We start from the raw sequence: 17000 nt of genomic DNA on the forward strand, positions 1-17000 counted from the left end.
GGCGTCACGCCGCCTCGGGCTTGCGGAAGTACAGCACCATGCTCTTGCCGATCAGCGGGTCCAGGACCTTGCCGGCCAGCTGCAGCGCCTTGGGCTGCTTCATGATCTCCCAGACCAGCAGCTTGTGGTACGCCTTCGCGAGCGGGTGAGCGTCGTTCTCGACGCCGACCGCGCACTTGATCCACCAGTACGGCGCGTGCAGGCCGTGCGTGTACTCCTTGCCCTCGTAGATCATCGCGTCGCCGGGCGTGCCGTCGTTGAAGCGGCCGGCCTTGGTGACCTTGTCGATGAGCTCGTGGTCGGTGTAGATGCGGATGTGGCCGCCCTCGGCATTGTGGTAGTCCGCCGACAGCTTCCAGTTGATGACCTCGGGCAGCCACCGCGGCACCGAGATCGCCAGCGTGCCGCCGGGGCGCAGCACCCGGACGAGCTCCTTGATCGCGTCGACGTCGGCGTGGATGTGCTCGAGCACCTCGGCACACACGATGCGGTCGAACTCGCCGTCGCCGAACGGCAGCGCGAGGGCGTCGCCCTGCTTGACGTCGGCCTCGGCGCCCTCGGGAACCTCGCCGGCCTCCTTCATCGCGACGAAGAGGTCCTTGACCCCGGCCAGCTCGTCGGCGTCCAGGTCGAAGGCCATGACGTCGGCTCCGCGGCGGTACATCTCGAAGCTGTGCCGGCCGGCGCCGGCACCCATGTCCAGCACCCGCTCACCGGGGCGCAGGCCCAGGCGGTCGAAGTCAACGGTCAGCATTGGTCTTCTCCTTCTCGAAGTCCTCGATCACCTTCTCGTACGCGGCGGCCACCTTGACCGCGACCGCACGCCAGCTGAAGTGCTCCTCGACGCGCCTGCGACCCGCCGCGCCCATCCGGGCACGGCGCTCGGGGTCATCCAGCATCCGCTCCAGCGCCTGCTGCAGCTCGCCGACGTCACCGGGGGTGACCAGGTCGGCACACTCGCCGTCCGCGCCGACGACCTCCGGGATCGCCCCGGCACGGGAGACCACCAGCGGCGTGGCGCAGGCCATCAGCTCGGCGGTCGGCAGCGAGAAGCCCTCGTACAGCGACGGCACGCAGGCGACCTCCGCCGAGCCCATCAGCTCGACCAGCTCGTCGTCGGTGAGGCCGCTGGCGAACTTCACGGCGTCGGCGATGCCGAGCTTCTCGATGAGCTTCTCGGTGCGGCCGCCGGGGGCCGGCCTGGTGACCAGCACCAGCTCCACGTCACGCTCGGTGCGCAGCTTGGCGAACGCCTCGAGCAGCGTGGAGATCCCCTTCATCGGCGCGTCCGCGCTGGCCATCGCCATGATCCGACCGGGCACCCGGGGCTTGGTCGGCGGCACGAAGTTGTCGTCGACACCGAGGAGGATCACCTGCATCTTCTCCGGGTCGACGCCGAAGTCGCGGGCGATGTCGCGCTTGGACGCCTCGGACGGCGTCAGGATCCAGCGGCACTTGCGGGCCACGGCCTTCTGCATCCGCAGGAAGCCGTACCAGCGGTGCAGGGTGAGCTTGCGCCACGGGTTGCGGGTCTGGGAGATGTCGATGCGCCGGTCGAAGGTGATCGGGTGGTGGATCGTGGTGATCAGCGGGATGCCGGCACGCTCCTCGATGTCGAGCATGCCGTGGCCGAGGACCTGGTTGTCGTGGGCGATGTCGAACTCACCCTTGCGCTGCTCCAGCACCCGGGCAACCCGCTTGGCGAACGTGCGCGGCTCCGGGAAGCCGGCCAGGCACATGATCGCGAACTCCTGCACGTCGATCAGGTCGCGGAACTCGCGCGGCTTGGGAACCCGGAACGGGTCGGGCTCGCGGTAGAGGTCGAGGCTGGGCACCTTGGTGAGCCGCACCCCCTCGTCGAGCTCCGGGTAGGGCTGACCGGAGAAGACCTCCACGGTGTGGCCCAAGCGGTGCAACTCACGGCTGAGGTGCCGCAGGTAGACCCCCTGTCCCCCCACGTGCGTCTTGCTGCGGTAGGAAAGCATCGCGATCCGCATCGGATCCTCCTCATCCTTCGGGTACTTCTCGGCGCGGGCTCATGTGCGCTGAGTCACGGCGCCGAGCTCCCGGAGGAGAGCAGGGCCGAACCAAACTGGAACGTGTTCCTATTATGCGCTACTAGGAAGTAGCCTAACGGCTGGGTCCCTGGGACCCGACCGAAGACCACCACAGGGAGACCCCGGTGAGCACCACCAACGCGTCCGCGTCCGACGACTTCGGCTCCGCCGCCCAGCGCGAGCGTCGCCGACGCATCCTGGACGCGACCTTCGACCTCGCCAAGACCGGCGGCTTCGACGCGGTGCAGATGCGCGCCGTCGCCGAGCGTGCCGACGTCGCCCTCGGAACGCTGTACCGGTACTTCCCCTCCAAGATCCACCTGCTCGTCTCCGCCCTGGGCCAGCAGTTCGACCAGGGCGCGGAGCGGCTCGCCGCCCGCGACATCCCCGGCGAGACCAAGGCCGACCGGGTGCTGTTCGTCCTCAAGCGCATGTCGCGCGGCATGCAGGGCGACCCCAAGCTGACCGAGGCGCTGACCCGGGCGTTCATGTTCGCCGACAGCAGCGTGTCCGCCGAGATCCACAAGGTCGGCATGTCGATGACCTCCGTGGTCACCCACGCGATGTACGGCGGCGTGCCGGACGAGGCGACGGTGAGCGCCGAGGACGCGGCCATCGCCCGGGTGATCGGTGACGTGTGGCTGTCCACGCTGGTCGCCTGGGTGACCGGTCGCTCGAGCGCCGAGGAGACCGCGCAGCACATGGAGACCGCCGTCCGGCTCATCCTGCGCGACTGACCGCGACCGGCACCGCGACCGGCACCGCGACCGGCACTGGGCCGGCCGCGGGCGGGCTCACGCGCCGAACGCGTGGGTGCTGGTCACCCCGCCGTCGACCGCGATCTCCGCGCCGTTGAGGTACGAGGACTCGTCGCTGGCCAGGAAGACGTACAGCCCGGCGACGTCCTCGGGCACGCCGACCCGGCGCAGCGGCACCTTGGAGGCGCCGTACTCCATGGCGGCGTCGCCGCCGTGGGCCCGGGTCATCGGGGTGTCGATCATGCCGGGGTGCACCGAGTTCACCCGGATGCCGCGTGGCCCGAGCTCCATCGCGGCGCACTTCGTCATCCCGCGGATGGCCCACTTGGTGGCCGCGTACGCGGTGCACGAGGGCATCCCGGCGAGGCCCTCGACGGAGGAGGCGTTGATGATCGAGCCGCCGCCGTTCTTGCGCATGGTCCGCGTCACGGCCTGCATGCCGAGGAAGACGCCGAGCTGGTTGACCCGCCACAGCAGCTCGACCTCCTCGACGGGCATCCGCTCGATGTCGCCGAAGCGCAGGATGCCGGCGTTGTTGGCGAGCACGTCCACCGCACCGAACCGGGTGGAGGTCTCCTCCACCACCCGCTGCCAGGAGGCGGCGTCGCTGACGTCATGAGAGACGAAGTGCGCGGCGTCGCCGATCTCGGCGGCCACGGCGCGGCCCTCCTGCTCGGCGACGTCGGCGATCACCACCCGCGCGCCCTCGGCCGCGTAGGCGCGCGAGATCGCGGCACCCTGACCCTGGGCGCCGCCGGTGACGATCGCGATCTTGGAGTCGAGTCGACCCACGGGATCCTCCTCAGACCTTGAGCTTGTAGATGTGGTCCGCGGCGAAACCCACGGCCGGGTCGGTCTCGGCGAACCAGCCGCCGACCTGCTTGTCCAGGTCCTCCGGCGTCCACAGGTCGCCGGAGGCGTCGAAGCGCTGCGCGACCCGGGGCGCCTCCATCAGGGCGACCATGCCGCCGTAGACGACGAACACCTGCCCGGTGATCCGCTCGGCGGCGGGCGAGGCCAGGTAGGCCACGAACGGGGCGACGTGGTCGGGCGAGTACGGGTCCACCGCCTTGCCGGAGGTGTCCTCCTCGCCGAAGACGCCGGCGGTCATGCCGGTGCGCGCCCGCGGGGCGATGGCGTTGGCGCGCACGCCGAGCTTGCCGAGCCCGCGGGCGGCGGCGAGCGTCAGCGCGGTGATGCCCGCCTTCGCCGCGGCGTAGTTGGCCTGGCCGGGCGAGCCGGACAGCGACGCCTCGGAGGCGGTGTTGACCAAGGAGCCGTAGACCTTGCCGTCCGCGCTCTGCTTCGCCTGGGCACGCCAGTGGGCGGCGGCGTTGCGGGAGAGCAGGAAGTGGCCGCGCAGGTGGACGGCGACGACGGCATCCCACTCCTCGTCGGAGAGGTTGTAGAGCATCCGGTCGCGGGTCATGCCGGCGTTGTTGACGACCACGTCGAGCCGGCCGAAGCCGTCGACGGCAGCGGCGGTCGTCGCGTCCGCGGTGGCACGCTCGCTGACGTCGCCGGCGACCACGACCGCCTCGGCGCCGAGCGCACGGATCTCCTCCGCCGTGCCCTCCCCCGCACCCGGCAGGTCGTTGACGACCACCCGGGCACCGGCCTTCGCCAGGGCCAGCGCCTCGGCGCGGCCGAGGCCGGCCCCGGCCCCGGTGACGATGGCGACGCGGCCGTCCAGGCCGTCGCGGGAGGCGGTGCTCTCGCTCATCAGGACTCCTCGAGGCTGATCGCGGCCCTGGGGCAGGCGGCGACGGCCTTGCGGACGTTGGCGATGTTCGCGTCCGTGGTCTCGTCGGTGTGCAGCTGCAGGAAGTCGTCGTCGTCGAGCTCGAAGACCTCGGGGGCCATCGCCTCACACAGGCCGTTGGACTCGCACAGGTCGAAGTCGACCTTGATCTTCATGTTCGACACCTTTCAGGTCATCTTCCGGTGGTCCCAGGACGCGACCTTCTCGGGGTGCACGATCACGCCCACCCGTTTGGTCGCCTGCTTCTCGACGGTCTCGCGGCCGAGGTCGCCGAGCGCCTCGAGCGAGTCGACGCCGGCCATCCGCGCCACGACGGCGGAGCCGATCTCGAGGATCGTGGCGCGGTCGCGCACGATCTCGGCGCGGCCTCGGATCGAGACGCCGCGGAGCTCGAAGTAGTCCGTGCCGTCCTCCACCAGGGCGCTGAGGCGGGGATCGCGCTCCAGGTTGCGGATCTTCTGGCTGCGACCGTAGGTCCAGAACGCGATGCGTCCGTCGCGCACGACGTAGAACAGGGTGGTCAGGTGCGGCAGGCCGTCGTGGCCGTTGGCGGCGACCTGCACCTTGAGGTTCTCTGCCAGCAGCGCGGCGACCTCGTCCTCGCCGAGCCGGACGCGGTCCCGTCCCGACGTCGACATGCTCAGCTTCCTTCCGAGGAGTGCCCGGGGAAGACGTGGGCGCTGGGGTCGATCACGACGGCGGCGTTGTTCACGGCCGTGGCCGCCTCGCCGAAGCCGACCGCGATCAGGCGCACCTTGCCGGGGTACTCGGTGATGTCGCCGGCGGCGAAGACCCGGGGCAGGCTGGTGCGCATCGTGGTGTCGACCACGATGTGGCGCCGGTCCGTCTCCAGCCCCCACTTCTGCAGCGGGCCGAGGTCGGCGATGAAGCCGAGCGCCGCGACGACCGCTTGGGCGGGCCGGGTGCGGGCGACGCCGTCGACGGTGATCTCCACCGACGCCAGGGGGCCCTCGGCGCCGCCGTCGGCGTCGCGCAGCGCCGTCACCTGGGCCTGGGTGATGATCTCCACCGACGAGCCCTGCACCTCCTTGACGGTGCGCTCGTGGGCGCGGAACGCGTCGCGGCGGTGCACCAGCGTGACGGAGCGGGCGATGGGCTCGAGGTGCAGCGCCCAGTCGAAGGCGCTGTCCCCACCGCCGACGATGACGACGTCGCGGTCGACGTACGGCGCGAAGCTGGGCACGAAGAACTCGACCCCACGACCCACCCAGCCGTCGGCGGCGGGCAGCGGCCGCGGGCTGAACTTCCCGATGCCCGCGGTGATCAGCATGGTCTTGGAACGGACCACCGTGCCGTCGTCGAGGCTGAGGCTGACCCCGTCGTCGTCGACCTCCAGGTCGCTGGCCGTGCGGCCCAGCAGCTGGACCGGCTCGGCCGTGAGCGCCTGGGCGACGAGGCCGTCGACGAGCTCGCGGCCCTTGACCGACGGGAAGCCGGCCACGTCGAGGATCGCCTTCTCCGGGTACATCGCCGTCACCTGGCCGCCCAGCTCGGGCAGCGAGTCGACGAGCGCGACGCGCATGCCGCGGAAGCCGGCGTAGTAGGTGGCGTAGAGCCCGGAGGGCCCGGCTCCCACGACCGTCAGGTCGCACTCGATCGGTCCGGTGGGTGCGGGCCTGGAAGCACCGCCGTCGGGGTTCACCACGGATCGGACTGTAACGTGTTCTAGTTGCTCTTGTCTTGCGGCGCGTCCGTGTCGAGACCGTCCACCAGCCACCCCTGGTCGGTGTGCACCATCGTGACGAGCACCTTGTACGGCGTCACGACGGTCTCCGGCTTGCCCTCGCGGTTGCGGGTGACGACCTGGTTGAGGAACACCAGCGCCTGCAGCCGCGTCCGGTTCGCCCGCACCACGCCCTGGGCGACCACGTTGGACTGCACCACCGTCTTGTTGGCGACGAAGTCGTCCTTGATGTCGCCGGCGGTGGTCCGGTACTGCTCCTCGAACCGGGCGGTCATCAGCTTGGCCGCGGCCTCGACCTCGTCGTCGTACTTGTTGAAGTCGACGGCGACGATCTCCTGGGCGGCCTTCGCGGCGGCGTCGACGCCCTCGACGGCGAACAGCTCGCCGGCGACCACCGGTCGGTCCTTCGGCACCGAGACCCGGCCCGGGGCGTCCGCGGCCGCAGCCTCGCCCTCGCCGCCGTCGCGGTTCTGGAAGAACCACACCGCCTGGACGGCGAGCACCACGGCGATCACCGCGAGCACGATCGTCAGCACCCGGGTGGTCCTGGGGCGGGCGAGCACGCCGGGTCCGCGCGGCGCATCGGTGGCCGCGTCGACGGCCTCCTCCACGTCCGGTCCGGCCGTCTTCGCGGTGGTCGTCGCGGTGGTCGTCCCAGCGGCCGGCCGCGTGACCGCGGAGGCCGGTGGCCTGCGGGCCGGGCGGGTCTTCGCGCTGGCGGAGGCCGTGACGGTGTCGGCGCTGGCGGGGGCGACCGGTCGGCCGGCGGCCAGACCGACCTTCGTCTCGGTCGTCTCGGTCGTCTCGGTCGGCTCGGTCGGCTCGGTCGACTCGGTCGTCAGGTCATCCGGACCGTCCTCCCGAGGGCCGGCGTCACGCCCGGCGATCTTGCGCGGGCGCGGGGTGGTGCCACGCGAGCTCACGGAGCGGCGGGAGGTGGGGCGACTCATTCTCGGCTCCTCAGCCCAGCTCGACGTACTGCAGGTCGGAGGTCAGCCAGCGACCCTTCTCCAGGACGAGCTCGACCTGGATCCGGTAGTTGCGGGCCTCCTTCTTGAACTCGGTGGTCTTGTTGGTCACCGAGCCGGTGGTGGCGACGATGACCGTGGCCGAGTCGTCGTCCCCGGCGACCAGGCCGGACCAGACCACGCTGGCCTGCATCGTGGACTGGGCCTCGGCGGCGAGCTCCTTGAGACCCGAGACGCCCTCGTTGTACTGCTTGAGGAACTCGCCGGTCGAGCGCTCCTGGACCGCGTTGATCGTGCGGTCGGGCTCCTTGTGGTCGAAGTTCACGAAGGAGGTGACCATCTCGGAGGCCGCCTTCAGCTGCGCTGCGGTCCGCTCCTGCTCGTCGGCGTCGGCGGCCGGCACGGCCTGCACGATGCCGCGGCCCACGTCCTGTCCGGCGCCGGGCACCACGTCGACGCCGTCGATCTGCTCGCCGCGGGCGTCGTAGATCAGCACGCCGAGCGCCACGGCCAGGCAGGCGAGCAGCACCGTCGCCGCGTACAGCGTGATGTTGAGTCGGGTGCGGCTTCGGTCGTCGTCCGTCGGTCCCTTGCTCACTTGCTCGCCACCGGACCCACCAACAGCCACTTCCACGCATCCCCTCCAAGGACGGACAGGTTCTCCGGCTGGTTCAGCCGCACAGGGTTCCCTGTCGAGTCGACCAGCCCGGGCACCTCACCGGTGGACGGGTCGTAGACGCCACTGTAGACGCGCGGCGGCGAGGCCGCGCCGTCCTTTCGGTTGCTCGGCGCGTTGCGGTGTCCGCGCATCGCGTACGGCGCCTCGGCGGTGCAGTTGACGTCCGCGGGCTCGCGCCGGGTGAGGTCCTGGGTGGAGCGCCACTCGGAGGGGTGGAGGTAGCCCTGGGTGCACGGCGGCACCGAGTAGTCCAGCTGCAGGCCGACGTGGCCCCAGCCGTCCTCGGTGCTGCCGGTGGGGCCGCTGGCCAGGACGGCCGGGTAGGTGACCAGCAGCTGCTCGATGCCCTCGATCTCGCTGAGCAGCACCTGGTCGACCGTGATCAGGTCGCTGAGCAGCACCGGCAGCGTGGGCTCGAGGTCCTCCAGCAGGGCGGTCAGCTGGCGGGCGGCGGCGGGCGTCTGGCCGAGCACCGTGCGCAGCTCGCGGTCGGCGCCGCGCAGGGTGGAGGTCACGGTGTTGAGGTCGGCCGCGAAGCGCCGGATGTTCTCCTTCTGGCCCTGCTGGGTGCGCAGCACCGTCAGTCCGTCGTTGAGCAGCGCGATGGTCTCGTCGGTGTGCTCGCTGGCCTCGGAGATGAACTGCGAGCCGCCGTCGATGAGCCGCTGCAGGTCGCGGCCGGTGTCGTTGAAGAGCAGCCCGAGCTCCTCGATGACCTTGCTCAGGCTGTCCTTGTCGACCGACTGCACGAACTCGTTGATGTCGATGAGCAGGTCGCCCTCGTCGACCGGCAGGGAGTCGTCGGCGCCCGCGAACCGGGTGCCGTCCTTCGCGTACGGGCCCTTGTCGTCGGCCGGCTGGAAGTCGAGGTACTGCTCACCGACGGCCGACAGGTTGTGCACGAAGACCCTGGAGTCCGCCGGCAGCTTGGTGCCGGGGTAGAGGTCGACGGTGACGTCGATGCCCTCCACGGTGGGGTCGACCTTGATGACCTTGCCGACCTTCACCCCCCGGTAGGTGGCCTCGCTGCCCTCGAAGAGCCCGCCGGAGCCGGTCAGGCTGGCGGTGACGGTGATCTGCCGGCCGGTGACCTTGTCGACCAGGCCGAGGTAGGTGGCGGTGATGTAGGTGATCCCGACCGCCGACAGCACCACGAAGGCCATCAGCCGGATCCGTACGCCGCGGCTCATGCGATCGCCCCCAGCAGTGCGTCGGTCGAGGAGTTCTCGTGGGCTGCCGGCTTCCCGGCCAGCCCGCGGCTCAGCCCCGAGAGGATCCCGTCCTTGCCGAGGGCGCCGCCGAGCAGCTTGCCCAGGTCGAGGTCGGGCACGCTTGTCAGCAGCTTGCACACCGGTGAGTCCTTCAGCGCCGGCTTCGTGCGGCACTGGTTCTTGAGGTCCTTGAGGAGGGTGGCGTCCTGCACCACCTTCGCGCACGCGGTGCCGAGCAGGTCGCCGCTCTTCAGGCAGCGGCCGACCTGGTCCACCACCTCGCCGATGTCGGGCAGCTGGATGTCGGGCAGGCCGAGGGTCTGCAGCAGGTTGGCCAGGTCGATGTCGACCCGGGCGATGGTGTCGGCGTAGTCGCCCTGCACGATCTTGTTGGCCGACTGCGGGAACGGGAAGCTGAGCAGCAGGTTCAGGCCGGGCGCGAGCTGCTCGTCGGCCTCGGTCAGCTTGCGCACGATCGGGCTCAGGTCCTCCAGGATCGCGAGGACGTCGTCCTTGCTGGCGTTGATCACCCGCGTGCCGACCTTGCCCAGCTCGTCGAGCGCGCCGAGCATCTCCACGAGCTCGTCGTGCTGGGCGCCCAGCACCTCGATCGCCGGGCCGGTGGCGTCCAGCGCGTCGGTGATCGTGTCCTTCTCCTGGTTCAGGGTGGAGGTCAGGTTGTTCATCGACTGCAGCGCGCTGATGATCGCGACCTTCTGGTCGTCCAGGGTGCCCACGACCGAGTCGAGGGAGGAGAGCAGGTCCTTGAGCCGGTCCTCGCGACCCGACATCACCTGGTTGGCCTCCTCGACGATGGAGCCGAGCTGGGCGACGCCGCCGCCGCTGAGCAGGAAGGAGAGCGCGCCGAGCACCTCCTCGACCTCCGGGTTGCGTCCGGTGAGGGCCAACGGGATGGTGTCGCCGTCCGCGAGCCGACCGGTGCCCGGCGACTGGTCGGGCTCCTCGAGGGCGACGTACTTCTCGCCGAGCAGGGAGACCTGCCGGATGTCGGCGATGGCGTTGTCGGGCAGCTTGAGGTCCTCGCGCAGCAGGAGGGTGACCTTGGCGTTCCAGCCGGCCCGCTCCACCTCGGCGACCTCGCCGACCACGACGTCGTCGACCATCACCGGGGAGCGGGGCACGACGTTGAGCACGTCGGCGAAGTAGGCGGTCACCTTGAACGCCTTGTTGCGGTCGATCTCGTGGCCGGGCAGCGGAAGGTCGTAGGCGCCGTCGAAGTCGCAGGCGCTGAGCACCAGCGCGACGCTGGCCAGCAGTGCGGCGGGCCGGACCCAGGAGCGCGTCCGGCGGCGGGGTCGTCGTGGGATGTTCACCGCGTACCTCCGAGCAGGCCGGTGACGGAGGCGTCCTCACCGGTCGAGTAGGAGACCTCGGCGACCTCCGGAAGCGGGATGCCCTGGTCGGAGTCGGCCTTGGCGTGGCGGGCTCCGGCGGCGCCCTTCTGGGTGCCGCCCGAGCTCGGCAGCACCGACTTGTACTCGGGTGGCAGCCACGGCAGGTTCGACACGATCGGCTCCAAGATGGCCTCGATCAACGTGCAGGCGGTGTCCTTCAGCGCTGCCGGCATCGCCGGGTTCTGCTGGATCACCGCGCAGATGAAGCCGTCGGCGTCCCAGACGTAGCCGCCGATGCCCACCCGCGAGTTCTGGGAGCCGGTGGCGTGGTCGAAGCCCATGTGCAGGTTGCCGATCGCGACCGGCGCGACGCGCAGCGCCTGGTCGAGGCTCTCCGACTCCGAGGCGATGGTGCGCACGACCTCGGTGAGCTTCTCGACGTCGCTGACCAACCCGTCGCGGTTGTCCTTGACGAAGTTCTTCACCTTGCCGACCGACTGCGCAACGGCCGTGACCGCGGCGTCGAGCTCGTCGCTCTCCTCGGCGAGCATCCGGGAGACCCCGGTCAGGTCCTGCATGAAGGCACGCACCAGGGTGTCGTTCTCAGCGAGCGTCTTGGTGAACTCCGCCAGGCGGGTGACGGTCTCGAACAGCGGGCCGGCGCCGGCGCCGAAGGTCTCCGCGGCCTGGGACAGGTCGCGGATCATCTGGTTGCCCTTCGCGCCCTGCCCCGACAGCGCCTTCTCACCGGCGGCCATGAGGTTGTCCAGCGTCCCGTCGGCGTTCACGCCGTTGGGCCCCAGGGTCTGGACGAGCGACTGCAGGCTGGCGTAGATGCGGTCCAGCTCGACCGGGACGCCGGTCTCCTCCAGTGCGATGTCGGCACCGTCGGCCATCACCTCGCCTCCCTCGTAGACGGGGGTGAGCTGCACGAACCGGTCCGCGACCAGGGTGGGGGTGATGATGACGGCCTTGGCGTCGTCCGGCACCTTGTACTCGGCGTCGTACTCCATGTCGACGCGGACCGAGTTGCCCGCCGGCGTCACCTTGGTGACCTTGCCGACGTTCACGCCGAGGATGCGCACGTCGGTGCCCTTGTAGACGCTGACCGCGCGCGGGAAGTGGGCGGTGACGGTCTTCATCTCCGCCGGGGAGCGCAGCACGTTGACCGTGACGGCGAGCAGCACCAGGACCCCGAGGACGATGAGGACCCGGCGGTCGATGCGCTTGATGATCGTGGCAACCATCGTCATCTCTCCACGAATCCGGGAAGGAACTCGCCGGTCGGCAGGGCCAGCAGGTTCGAGGCGTAGGCGTCGAACCAGGGACCGGTCCCGACGATGTTGCTGAGGATCGAGACGTAGGGGCCCAGCGCCGCCATCGTCTCCTTGATCTTCTTCTTCTTCGACACCAAGAAGCTGACCAGGCCGTCGACCTCCTTGAGGGCGGGGCCGATCTGCTTCTCGTTGTCGGCCACCACGCCGCCGAGCTCACGGGCCAGCGTGCGGGCGTTGACCAGCAGGTCATGCACCGCGTCGCGGCGCTTGGTGAGCTCCTTGAACACCAGGTCGGCGTTCTTCATCAGCTTCACCAGGTCGTCGCTGCGCTCGGCGAGCACGGTGGTGACCTCCTTGGAGCTCTCGAACAGGCTCTGGATCTCGGCGTCGCGGGAGGCGACGGTGCGGGAGAGCCGCGCGATGCCGTCGAAGGAGGCCTTGATCTCCGGTGCCGCGACGTCGAGGGTCTCGGCCACCGTGTCGAGGGCCTTGGTGAGCTGCTCGGTGTCGATGTTCTCGGTGGTCTGGGTCAGGTCGCTGAAGACACCGACGATGTCGTAGGCGGACTGGGTGCGCTCGAGCGGGATCGTGGCGCCGGAGGCGAGCTGCCCCTGGCCGGCGGGCTCGAGGTCGAGGAACTTCTCCCCCAGCAGGTTGAGCACCTCGATCGAGGCCCTGCTCTCCTTGCCGAACTCGATGCCGCCGTCGAGCTCGAACTTCACCTTCACCCGGTCCCCCGCCAGGCTCACGTCGGTGACCCGGCCGGCGCGGATGCCGCCGACCTGGACGATGTTGCCCTTGTGGATGCCGCTGGCGTCGCTGAACTCCGCGTAGTACGGCGTGCCCCGGAAACCCGGGAACTTGCCGAGGTTGAAGGTGGCCGCCGAGATCAGGGCCATGACCACCAGCGTGATCACGCCCAGCCGGATCACCCGAGCATCGTTGTTGCGTGCCATCAGTCGTTGCACCTCGGCGCGCTGGAGTGGAACTCGAACGTGGACAGGTACTTCTGGATCTCCTTGAGGACCGGCTGGTTGCCGAGCAGCGGCAGGCGGATGCTCGCCGAGACGCCGCACACGTAGTACTGGTACCAGGAGCCGTAGGTCCCGGTGCGGGTCTGGTCGGTCATCGTCCTGGGCATGCGGTCGAGGAGCTCGGCCAGGTTCTTGCGGTTCTCCGGCTTGTTGAGCAGGGCGGACAGCTTGCGCAGGGCGGCGATGTCCTCCTTGACCAGCGGACGGCCCTTCTGCAGCAGGTCGGCGACCGTGACCGTGAGCTGGGAGATGTTGTCCAGCGAGGAGCCGATGGTCTCGCGGTCCTGTGCCAGGTCGGTCATCCAGTTCTTCAGCTCCACCACCAGGCTGCTGAGCTGCTCGTGGCGGGAGTCGACGGTCTCCAGGGTCTCGGAGAGGTTCGTGATGACGTCGCCGATCAGCTGGTCCCGGTCGGCCAGGGTGCCGGTCAGGGAGGCGGTGTGTGAGAGCAGGCTGCGCACCGTGCCGCCCTCCCCCTGCAGCACCTGCACCAGGTTCAGGCTGAGCTCGTCGACCTGCTTGGGCGACAGCGCGGCGAACAGCGGCTTGAAGCCGTCGAAGAGCACGGTGAGGTCGAGGGCCGGCTTGGTCTGCTCGAGCGGGATCGTGGCGCCGTCGGCCAGCGGCTTCGCCGACTTCGCGGCCTCGCCGCCCGACACCAGTGCCATGTACCGGTCGCCGACCAGGTTCAGGAACCGGATCTCCGCCCGCGAGGCGGTGGTCATCTTGACGCCGGAATCGATCTTGAAGGTGATCTTCGCCATCGAGCGCTTGTGGTGCTCGACCTTCTTGACCTCACCGACGTTGACCCCGGCCACCCGGACGTCGTCGCCCTTCTCCAGCATCGTCGCGTTGCTGAAGATCGCGTGGTACTCGGTGCGGTCGCCGAAGCCGAGGTTGCCCATGATCACCACCAGCAGGCCGGTCACGAAGGCCGAGATCACGGTGAACACAGCCAGCTTGATCCCGGCCGAGACGGTCACCGCGTTGCGGCGGCGACGCAGCTGGGCCGCCGAGTGCTGGTCGCTCATCCCTGAGCCCTCCCCTCACGCACGACCGGGCCGTAGAGCAGCGGGCCGAGCGCACCGTAGGCACCGGGCTGACGACCGCTGCCGTCGGCGAGCATCGCGTTGATCACCTGCTGCTCGGCGAGCGAGCCGGCGTAGCCGGAGTCGATGTGCCCCACCCCCTTCGGGTTCTTGGCCCCCGGCACCGGCACGGGCAGGTAGCCGCCGCGCTCGTCGATGTCGGAGCCCTGGTCGAGCGGGGCGGGGTCGCCGGGCACCTTGAAGTTCGGCAGGCCCAGGCACCAGGGCCCGTGGCCGACCTCGCCGTACTCCGGCAGGTCGGTCTCGTCGAAGACCCGGTACTGCGGGGAGCCGAGCTCGATGTACTGCTTCACCCAGTTGCCCTCGAACGTCTTGGACAGGATCGGCTCGTAGTTGGCGGCGCCGCGGATGAGGCAGGGGAACTGCGGCGAGTACTCCGCCAGCAGCGCGAGCACCGGCTCGGTGACCTCGCCCATCCGGATCAGGTTCTGCTCGTTGTCCCCCAGGAGCCGGGTGCTGGTACGGGCCAGCCCGGTGAGGTCGGAGAAGAACACGTCGAGGTCGGCGGCCTTCTCGACCACCGTCTTGGAGGTGACCGTGAGGTTGTCGAGCACGTCGAGCAGGTCGGGCGCGGCGGCGTCGTACGCCTCGGCGACGTCGGCGAGCGCCTCCAGGTCCTTGCGCAGCGTGGGCAGGGAGCCGTCGATGGCGCCGATGTACTCGCCCAGCTCGTCCATCGTGGCGCCGAGGTCGTTGCCGCGGCCCTCCAGCGCCGTGGCCAGCGCGTTCAGCGTCGCGTTCAGGTCGGCCGGCTTGACGCTGCGCAGCAGCGGGAACAGGTCGGCCAGGATCTGGCTGAGCTCCACGTTGGTCTCGACCCGGTCGGAGCTGATCACGTCACCGTCACGGATCGGCTTCGGCGAGGGCTCGTCGGGCCGGACCAGCGAGACGAACTTCTGGCCGAACAGCGTCGTCGGCAGGATCTGCACGCTGATGTTGGCCGGGATCTTCTCCGCCGCCGACGGCTGCAGGGCCAAGGTGATCTCGGCCTCCTCGCCGTCCTGGTCGATCCGGTCCACCCGGCCCACCAGGGCGCCGTTGATCCGCACGTCGCCGAACTTGGCCAGCTGCAGGCCGGCCCGGTCGGCCTTGACGACGACCTTGGTCGAGGACTCGAAGGTCTTGTTGTAGATCGCGATCGAGAGCCACACGAGCAGCGCGATCACGCTGAGGAAGACGACGCCTGCGACCAGGAGCCGGTTGTGCTCCTTGGCGCTGTCGTGATGGACGTTGACCAGCATCAGCGGCTCACCCCGTGATCCTCACCGTGGTCGTGGAACCCCAGATCGCGAAGCTGAGGAAGAAGTCGGCCACCACGATCGTCACGATGCTCGTGCGGATCGCGGTGCCCACCGCGCGGCCCACGCCCGCCGGGCCTCCGGAGGCGGTGTAGCCGTAGTAGCAGTGGATCAGGATCACCGCGACCGCCAGGAACAGCAGCTTGAAGAACGACCACAGCATGTCGATCGGTGGCAGGAACTGCAGGAAGTAGTGGTCGTAGGTGCCGGCGGACTGGCCGTAGATGTAGGTCACGATCAGCCGCGGCGACAGGTAGGAGGCGCACAGGGCGACGATGTAGAGCGGGATCACCGCGACGAACGCCGCGATCATCCGGGTGGTGACCAGGAACGGCAGCGAGGGGATGCCCATCACCTCGAGCGCGTCGATCTCCTCCGAGATCCGCATCGCACCCAGGCGCGCGGTGTAGCCGCAGCCGACCGTGGCCGCCAGCGCGATCGCCGAGACCAGGGGCGCCACCTCGCGGGTGTTGAAGTACGCCGAGATGAACGCGCTGAACTTCGCCACACCGATCTGGCTCAGCGAGGCGTAGCCCTGGATGCCGACCTCGGTACCGGCGAAGAACGCCATGAACGCGATCACGCCCACCGAGCCCGCGATCACGCTCAGACCGCCGGCGCCGAAGGCCACCTCGGCGAGGGTGTTGGAGATCTCGCGGGGGTAGCGGCGCACGGCGCGCGGCACCCAGAACAGCGCCTTGCCGTAGAAGAGGAGCTGGTCGCCGTACCCCTCGACGGTGGCACGGCGCGCCTTGACGGCGTCGCTGAGGAACTCCGTGGTCGCCGACATCACAACCCCGCCGGCGGAGCGACCTGGAAGTAGATCGCGGTGATCACCGCGTTGAGGAAGAACAGCGCCATGAACGCGAGGATCACCGTCTCGTTCACGGCCCGGCCGACACCGCTCGGGCCGCCGCCGGCGTTGAGGCCCTTGTAGGCCCCGATGACCGCGGCGAGCCAGCCGAAGATCGCGGCCTTGATCATCGCGATGTAGAGGTCGGGAAGCGAGGCCAGCGCGGCGAAGGAGGACAGGAACGCACCGGCCGAGCCGCCGGAGACGATGACGGTGAAGAAGTAGCCGCCGCCGATGCCGGCGCCGATCACGATGCCGTTGATCATCACCGCGACGAAGGTGGTGGCCACCACCCGGGGCGCGACCAGGCGCTCCAGCGGGTTGATGCCGAGCACCTCCATGGCGTCGATCTCCTCGCGGATCTTGCGCGCCCCCAGGTCCGAGCAGATCGCGGAGCCCGCGGCACCGGCGATGATCATCGCGGCGGCCATCGGCGCGGCCTCGCGGACGGTGGCGAGCACCGCTGTGGCGCCTGCGAACGACTGGGCGCCGAGCTGGCCGGTCAGGTTGCCGACCTGCAGCGAGATGACCGCCCCGAACGGGATGGACACCATGATCGTCGGCATCAGCGTGACGCTCGTGACGAACCAGGCCTGCTCCAGGAACTCGCGCAGCTGGAACGGCCGCGTGAAGATCAGCCGGGTCACCTGGACCACCATCAAGGCGATCTCGCCGGGGCCGCGCACTACCGAGACGGCACTGATCGCCACGCCACGCTCCTCTCCCCCTTGTGTTCCACCCGCCGCTTTTCGAGAGGCGAGCGGCCACAGTAGAACACGTTCTCATTGTGACCAACGCGACACGTGGTCGCGAGTTACTCCCGCACCTTCAACGGATGACTATGACGTGGGTCACTCTCTGAGGGAAGCCTCGGTGAAACCCGAGGTGCGGCGGGACCGCAGGACGGATGCATGAAACGGCGGCCCACGCGAGG

Annotated in this window: 18 protein-coding genes; 1 reads left to right on the forward strand and 17 read right to left on the reverse strand. The window is 69.7% G+C overall.

Annotated elements, in window-relative coordinates; all coding sequences use genetic code 11:
* Positions 1-4: 4 nt before the first annotated feature.
* Together KG111_RS10120 and KG111_RS10125 are read right to left on the reverse strand one after the other, a co-directional pair.
* A complete protein-coding gene (locus tag KG111_RS10120; protein WP_205291920.1) occupies positions 5-754 on the reverse strand; it encodes a class I SAM-dependent methyltransferase in 750 nt (249 codons plus the stop codon).
* Complete coding sequence (locus tag KG111_RS10125) at positions 741-1997, reverse strand: glycosyltransferase family 4 protein (RefSeq protein ID WP_205291919.1); 1257 nt, start codon at positions 1995-1997, stop codon at positions 741-743. The genes KG111_RS10120 and KG111_RS10125 overlap by 14 nt, the downstream gene beginning before the upstream one ends.
* Before the next feature lie 185 nt (positions 1998-2182).
* On the opposite strand from KG111_RS10125, the gene KG111_RS10130 reads away from it, so the two are divergent.
* Entirely contained in the window at positions 2183-2794 is a 612-nt protein-coding gene (locus tag KG111_RS10130) for a TetR family transcriptional regulator (RefSeq protein WP_205291918.1), read from the forward strand.
* Between the two features lie 57 nt (positions 2795-2851).
* Here the strand turns inward: KG111_RS10130 and KG111_RS10135 are convergent, their stop codons facing one another.
* From KG111_RS10135 to KG111_RS10205, 15 genes are read right to left on the reverse strand one after another with little or no spacing between them, the layout of a single operon-like run.
* A complete protein-coding gene (locus KG111_RS10135; RefSeq protein ID WP_205291917.1) occupies positions 2852-3607 on the reverse strand; it encodes a glucose 1-dehydrogenase in 756 nt (251 codons plus the stop codon).
* A 10-nt stretch (positions 3608-3617) separates the two neighbouring features.
* Positions 3618-4538: a 3-oxoacyl-ACP reductase gene (locus KG111_RS10140; protein ID WP_205291916.1), complete on the reverse strand. Its 921-nt coding sequence runs from the start codon at positions 4536-4538 to the stop codon at positions 3618-3620.
* Positions 4538-4732, reverse strand: coding sequence for a ferredoxin (locus tag KG111_RS10145; protein WP_205291915.1), 195 nt, complete (start codon positions 4730-4732; stop codon positions 4538-4540). The genes KG111_RS10140 and KG111_RS10145 overlap by 1 nt, the downstream gene beginning before the upstream one ends.
* A gap of 12 nt (positions 4733-4744) precedes the next feature.
* A complete protein-coding gene (locus tag KG111_RS10150) occupies positions 4745-5215 on the reverse strand; it encodes a pyridoxamine 5'-phosphate oxidase family protein (protein WP_205291914.1) in 471 nt (156 codons plus the stop codon).
* A gap of 2 nt (positions 5216-5217) precedes the next feature.
* The gene (locus tag KG111_RS10155) at positions 5218-6243 is read right to left on the reverse strand and encodes an NAD(P)/FAD-dependent oxidoreductase (protein WP_249666071.1); all 1026 of its coding nucleotides are present in this window, start codon (positions 6241-6243) and stop codon (positions 5218-5220) included.
* Between the two features lie 20 nt (positions 6244-6263).
* On the reverse strand, positions 6264-7232 hold the full coding sequence (locus tag KG111_RS10160) for a hypothetical protein (RefSeq protein ID WP_205291913.1): 969 nt from the start codon (positions 7230-7232) through the stop codon (positions 6264-6266).
* Positions 7233-7242: 10 nt separating this feature from the next.
* A complete protein-coding gene (locus KG111_RS10165; RefSeq protein ID WP_205291912.1) occupies positions 7243-7848 on the reverse strand; it encodes an Rv1363c family protein in 606 nt (201 codons plus the stop codon).
* Complete coding sequence (locus KG111_RS10170; protein WP_205291911.1) at positions 7845-9119, reverse strand: MCE family protein; 1275 nt, start codon at positions 9117-9119, stop codon at positions 7845-7847. Before KG111_RS10170 ends, KG111_RS10165 begins: the two co-directional genes overlap by 4 nt.
* Positions 9116-10474, reverse strand: a complete 1359-nt coding sequence (locus KG111_RS10175; protein ID WP_249666072.1) for an MCE family protein — start codon at positions 10472-10474, stop codon at positions 9116-9118. The genes KG111_RS10170 and KG111_RS10175 overlap by 4 nt, the downstream gene beginning before the upstream one ends.
* The gene (locus tag KG111_RS10180; RefSeq protein ID WP_205291910.1) at positions 10471-11748 is read right to left on the reverse strand and encodes an MCE family protein; all 1278 of its coding nucleotides are present in this window, start codon (positions 11746-11748) and stop codon (positions 10471-10473) included. Before KG111_RS10180 ends, KG111_RS10175 begins: the two co-directional genes overlap by 4 nt.
* Positions 11745-12728 carry an MCE family protein gene (locus KG111_RS10185; RefSeq protein ID WP_205291909.1) on the reverse strand — a complete coding sequence of 328 codons (984 nt, stop codon included), beginning with the start codon at positions 12726-12728 and terminating at the stop codon, positions 11745-11747. The genes KG111_RS10180 and KG111_RS10185 overlap by 4 nt, the downstream gene beginning before the upstream one ends.
* A complete protein-coding gene (locus KG111_RS10190; protein WP_205291908.1) occupies positions 12728-13837 on the reverse strand; it encodes an MCE family protein in 1110 nt (369 codons plus the stop codon). The genes KG111_RS10185 and KG111_RS10190 overlap by 1 nt, the downstream gene beginning before the upstream one ends.
* Positions 13834-15156 carry an MCE family protein gene (locus KG111_RS10195; RefSeq protein ID WP_205291907.1) on the reverse strand — a complete coding sequence of 441 codons (1323 nt, stop codon included), beginning with the start codon at positions 15154-15156 and terminating at the stop codon, positions 13834-13836. The genes KG111_RS10190 and KG111_RS10195 overlap by 4 nt, the downstream gene beginning before the upstream one ends.
* A gap of 7 nt (positions 15157-15163) precedes the next feature.
* Positions 15164-16003, reverse strand: a complete 840-nt coding sequence (locus KG111_RS10200; RefSeq protein WP_205291906.1) for an MlaE family ABC transporter permease — start codon at positions 16001-16003, stop codon at positions 15164-15166.
* A complete protein-coding gene (locus tag KG111_RS10205; protein WP_249666073.1) occupies positions 16003-16776 on the reverse strand; it encodes an MlaE family ABC transporter permease in 774 nt (257 codons plus the stop codon). Before KG111_RS10205 ends, KG111_RS10200 begins: the two co-directional genes overlap by 1 nt.
* Positions 16777-17000 lie beyond the last annotated feature (224 nt).

This window comes from Nocardioides faecalis (assembly GCF_018388425.1).
GTDB classification, from domain to species: Bacteria; Actinomycetota; Actinomycetes; order Propionibacteriales; family Nocardioidaceae; genus Nocardioides; species Nocardioides faecalis.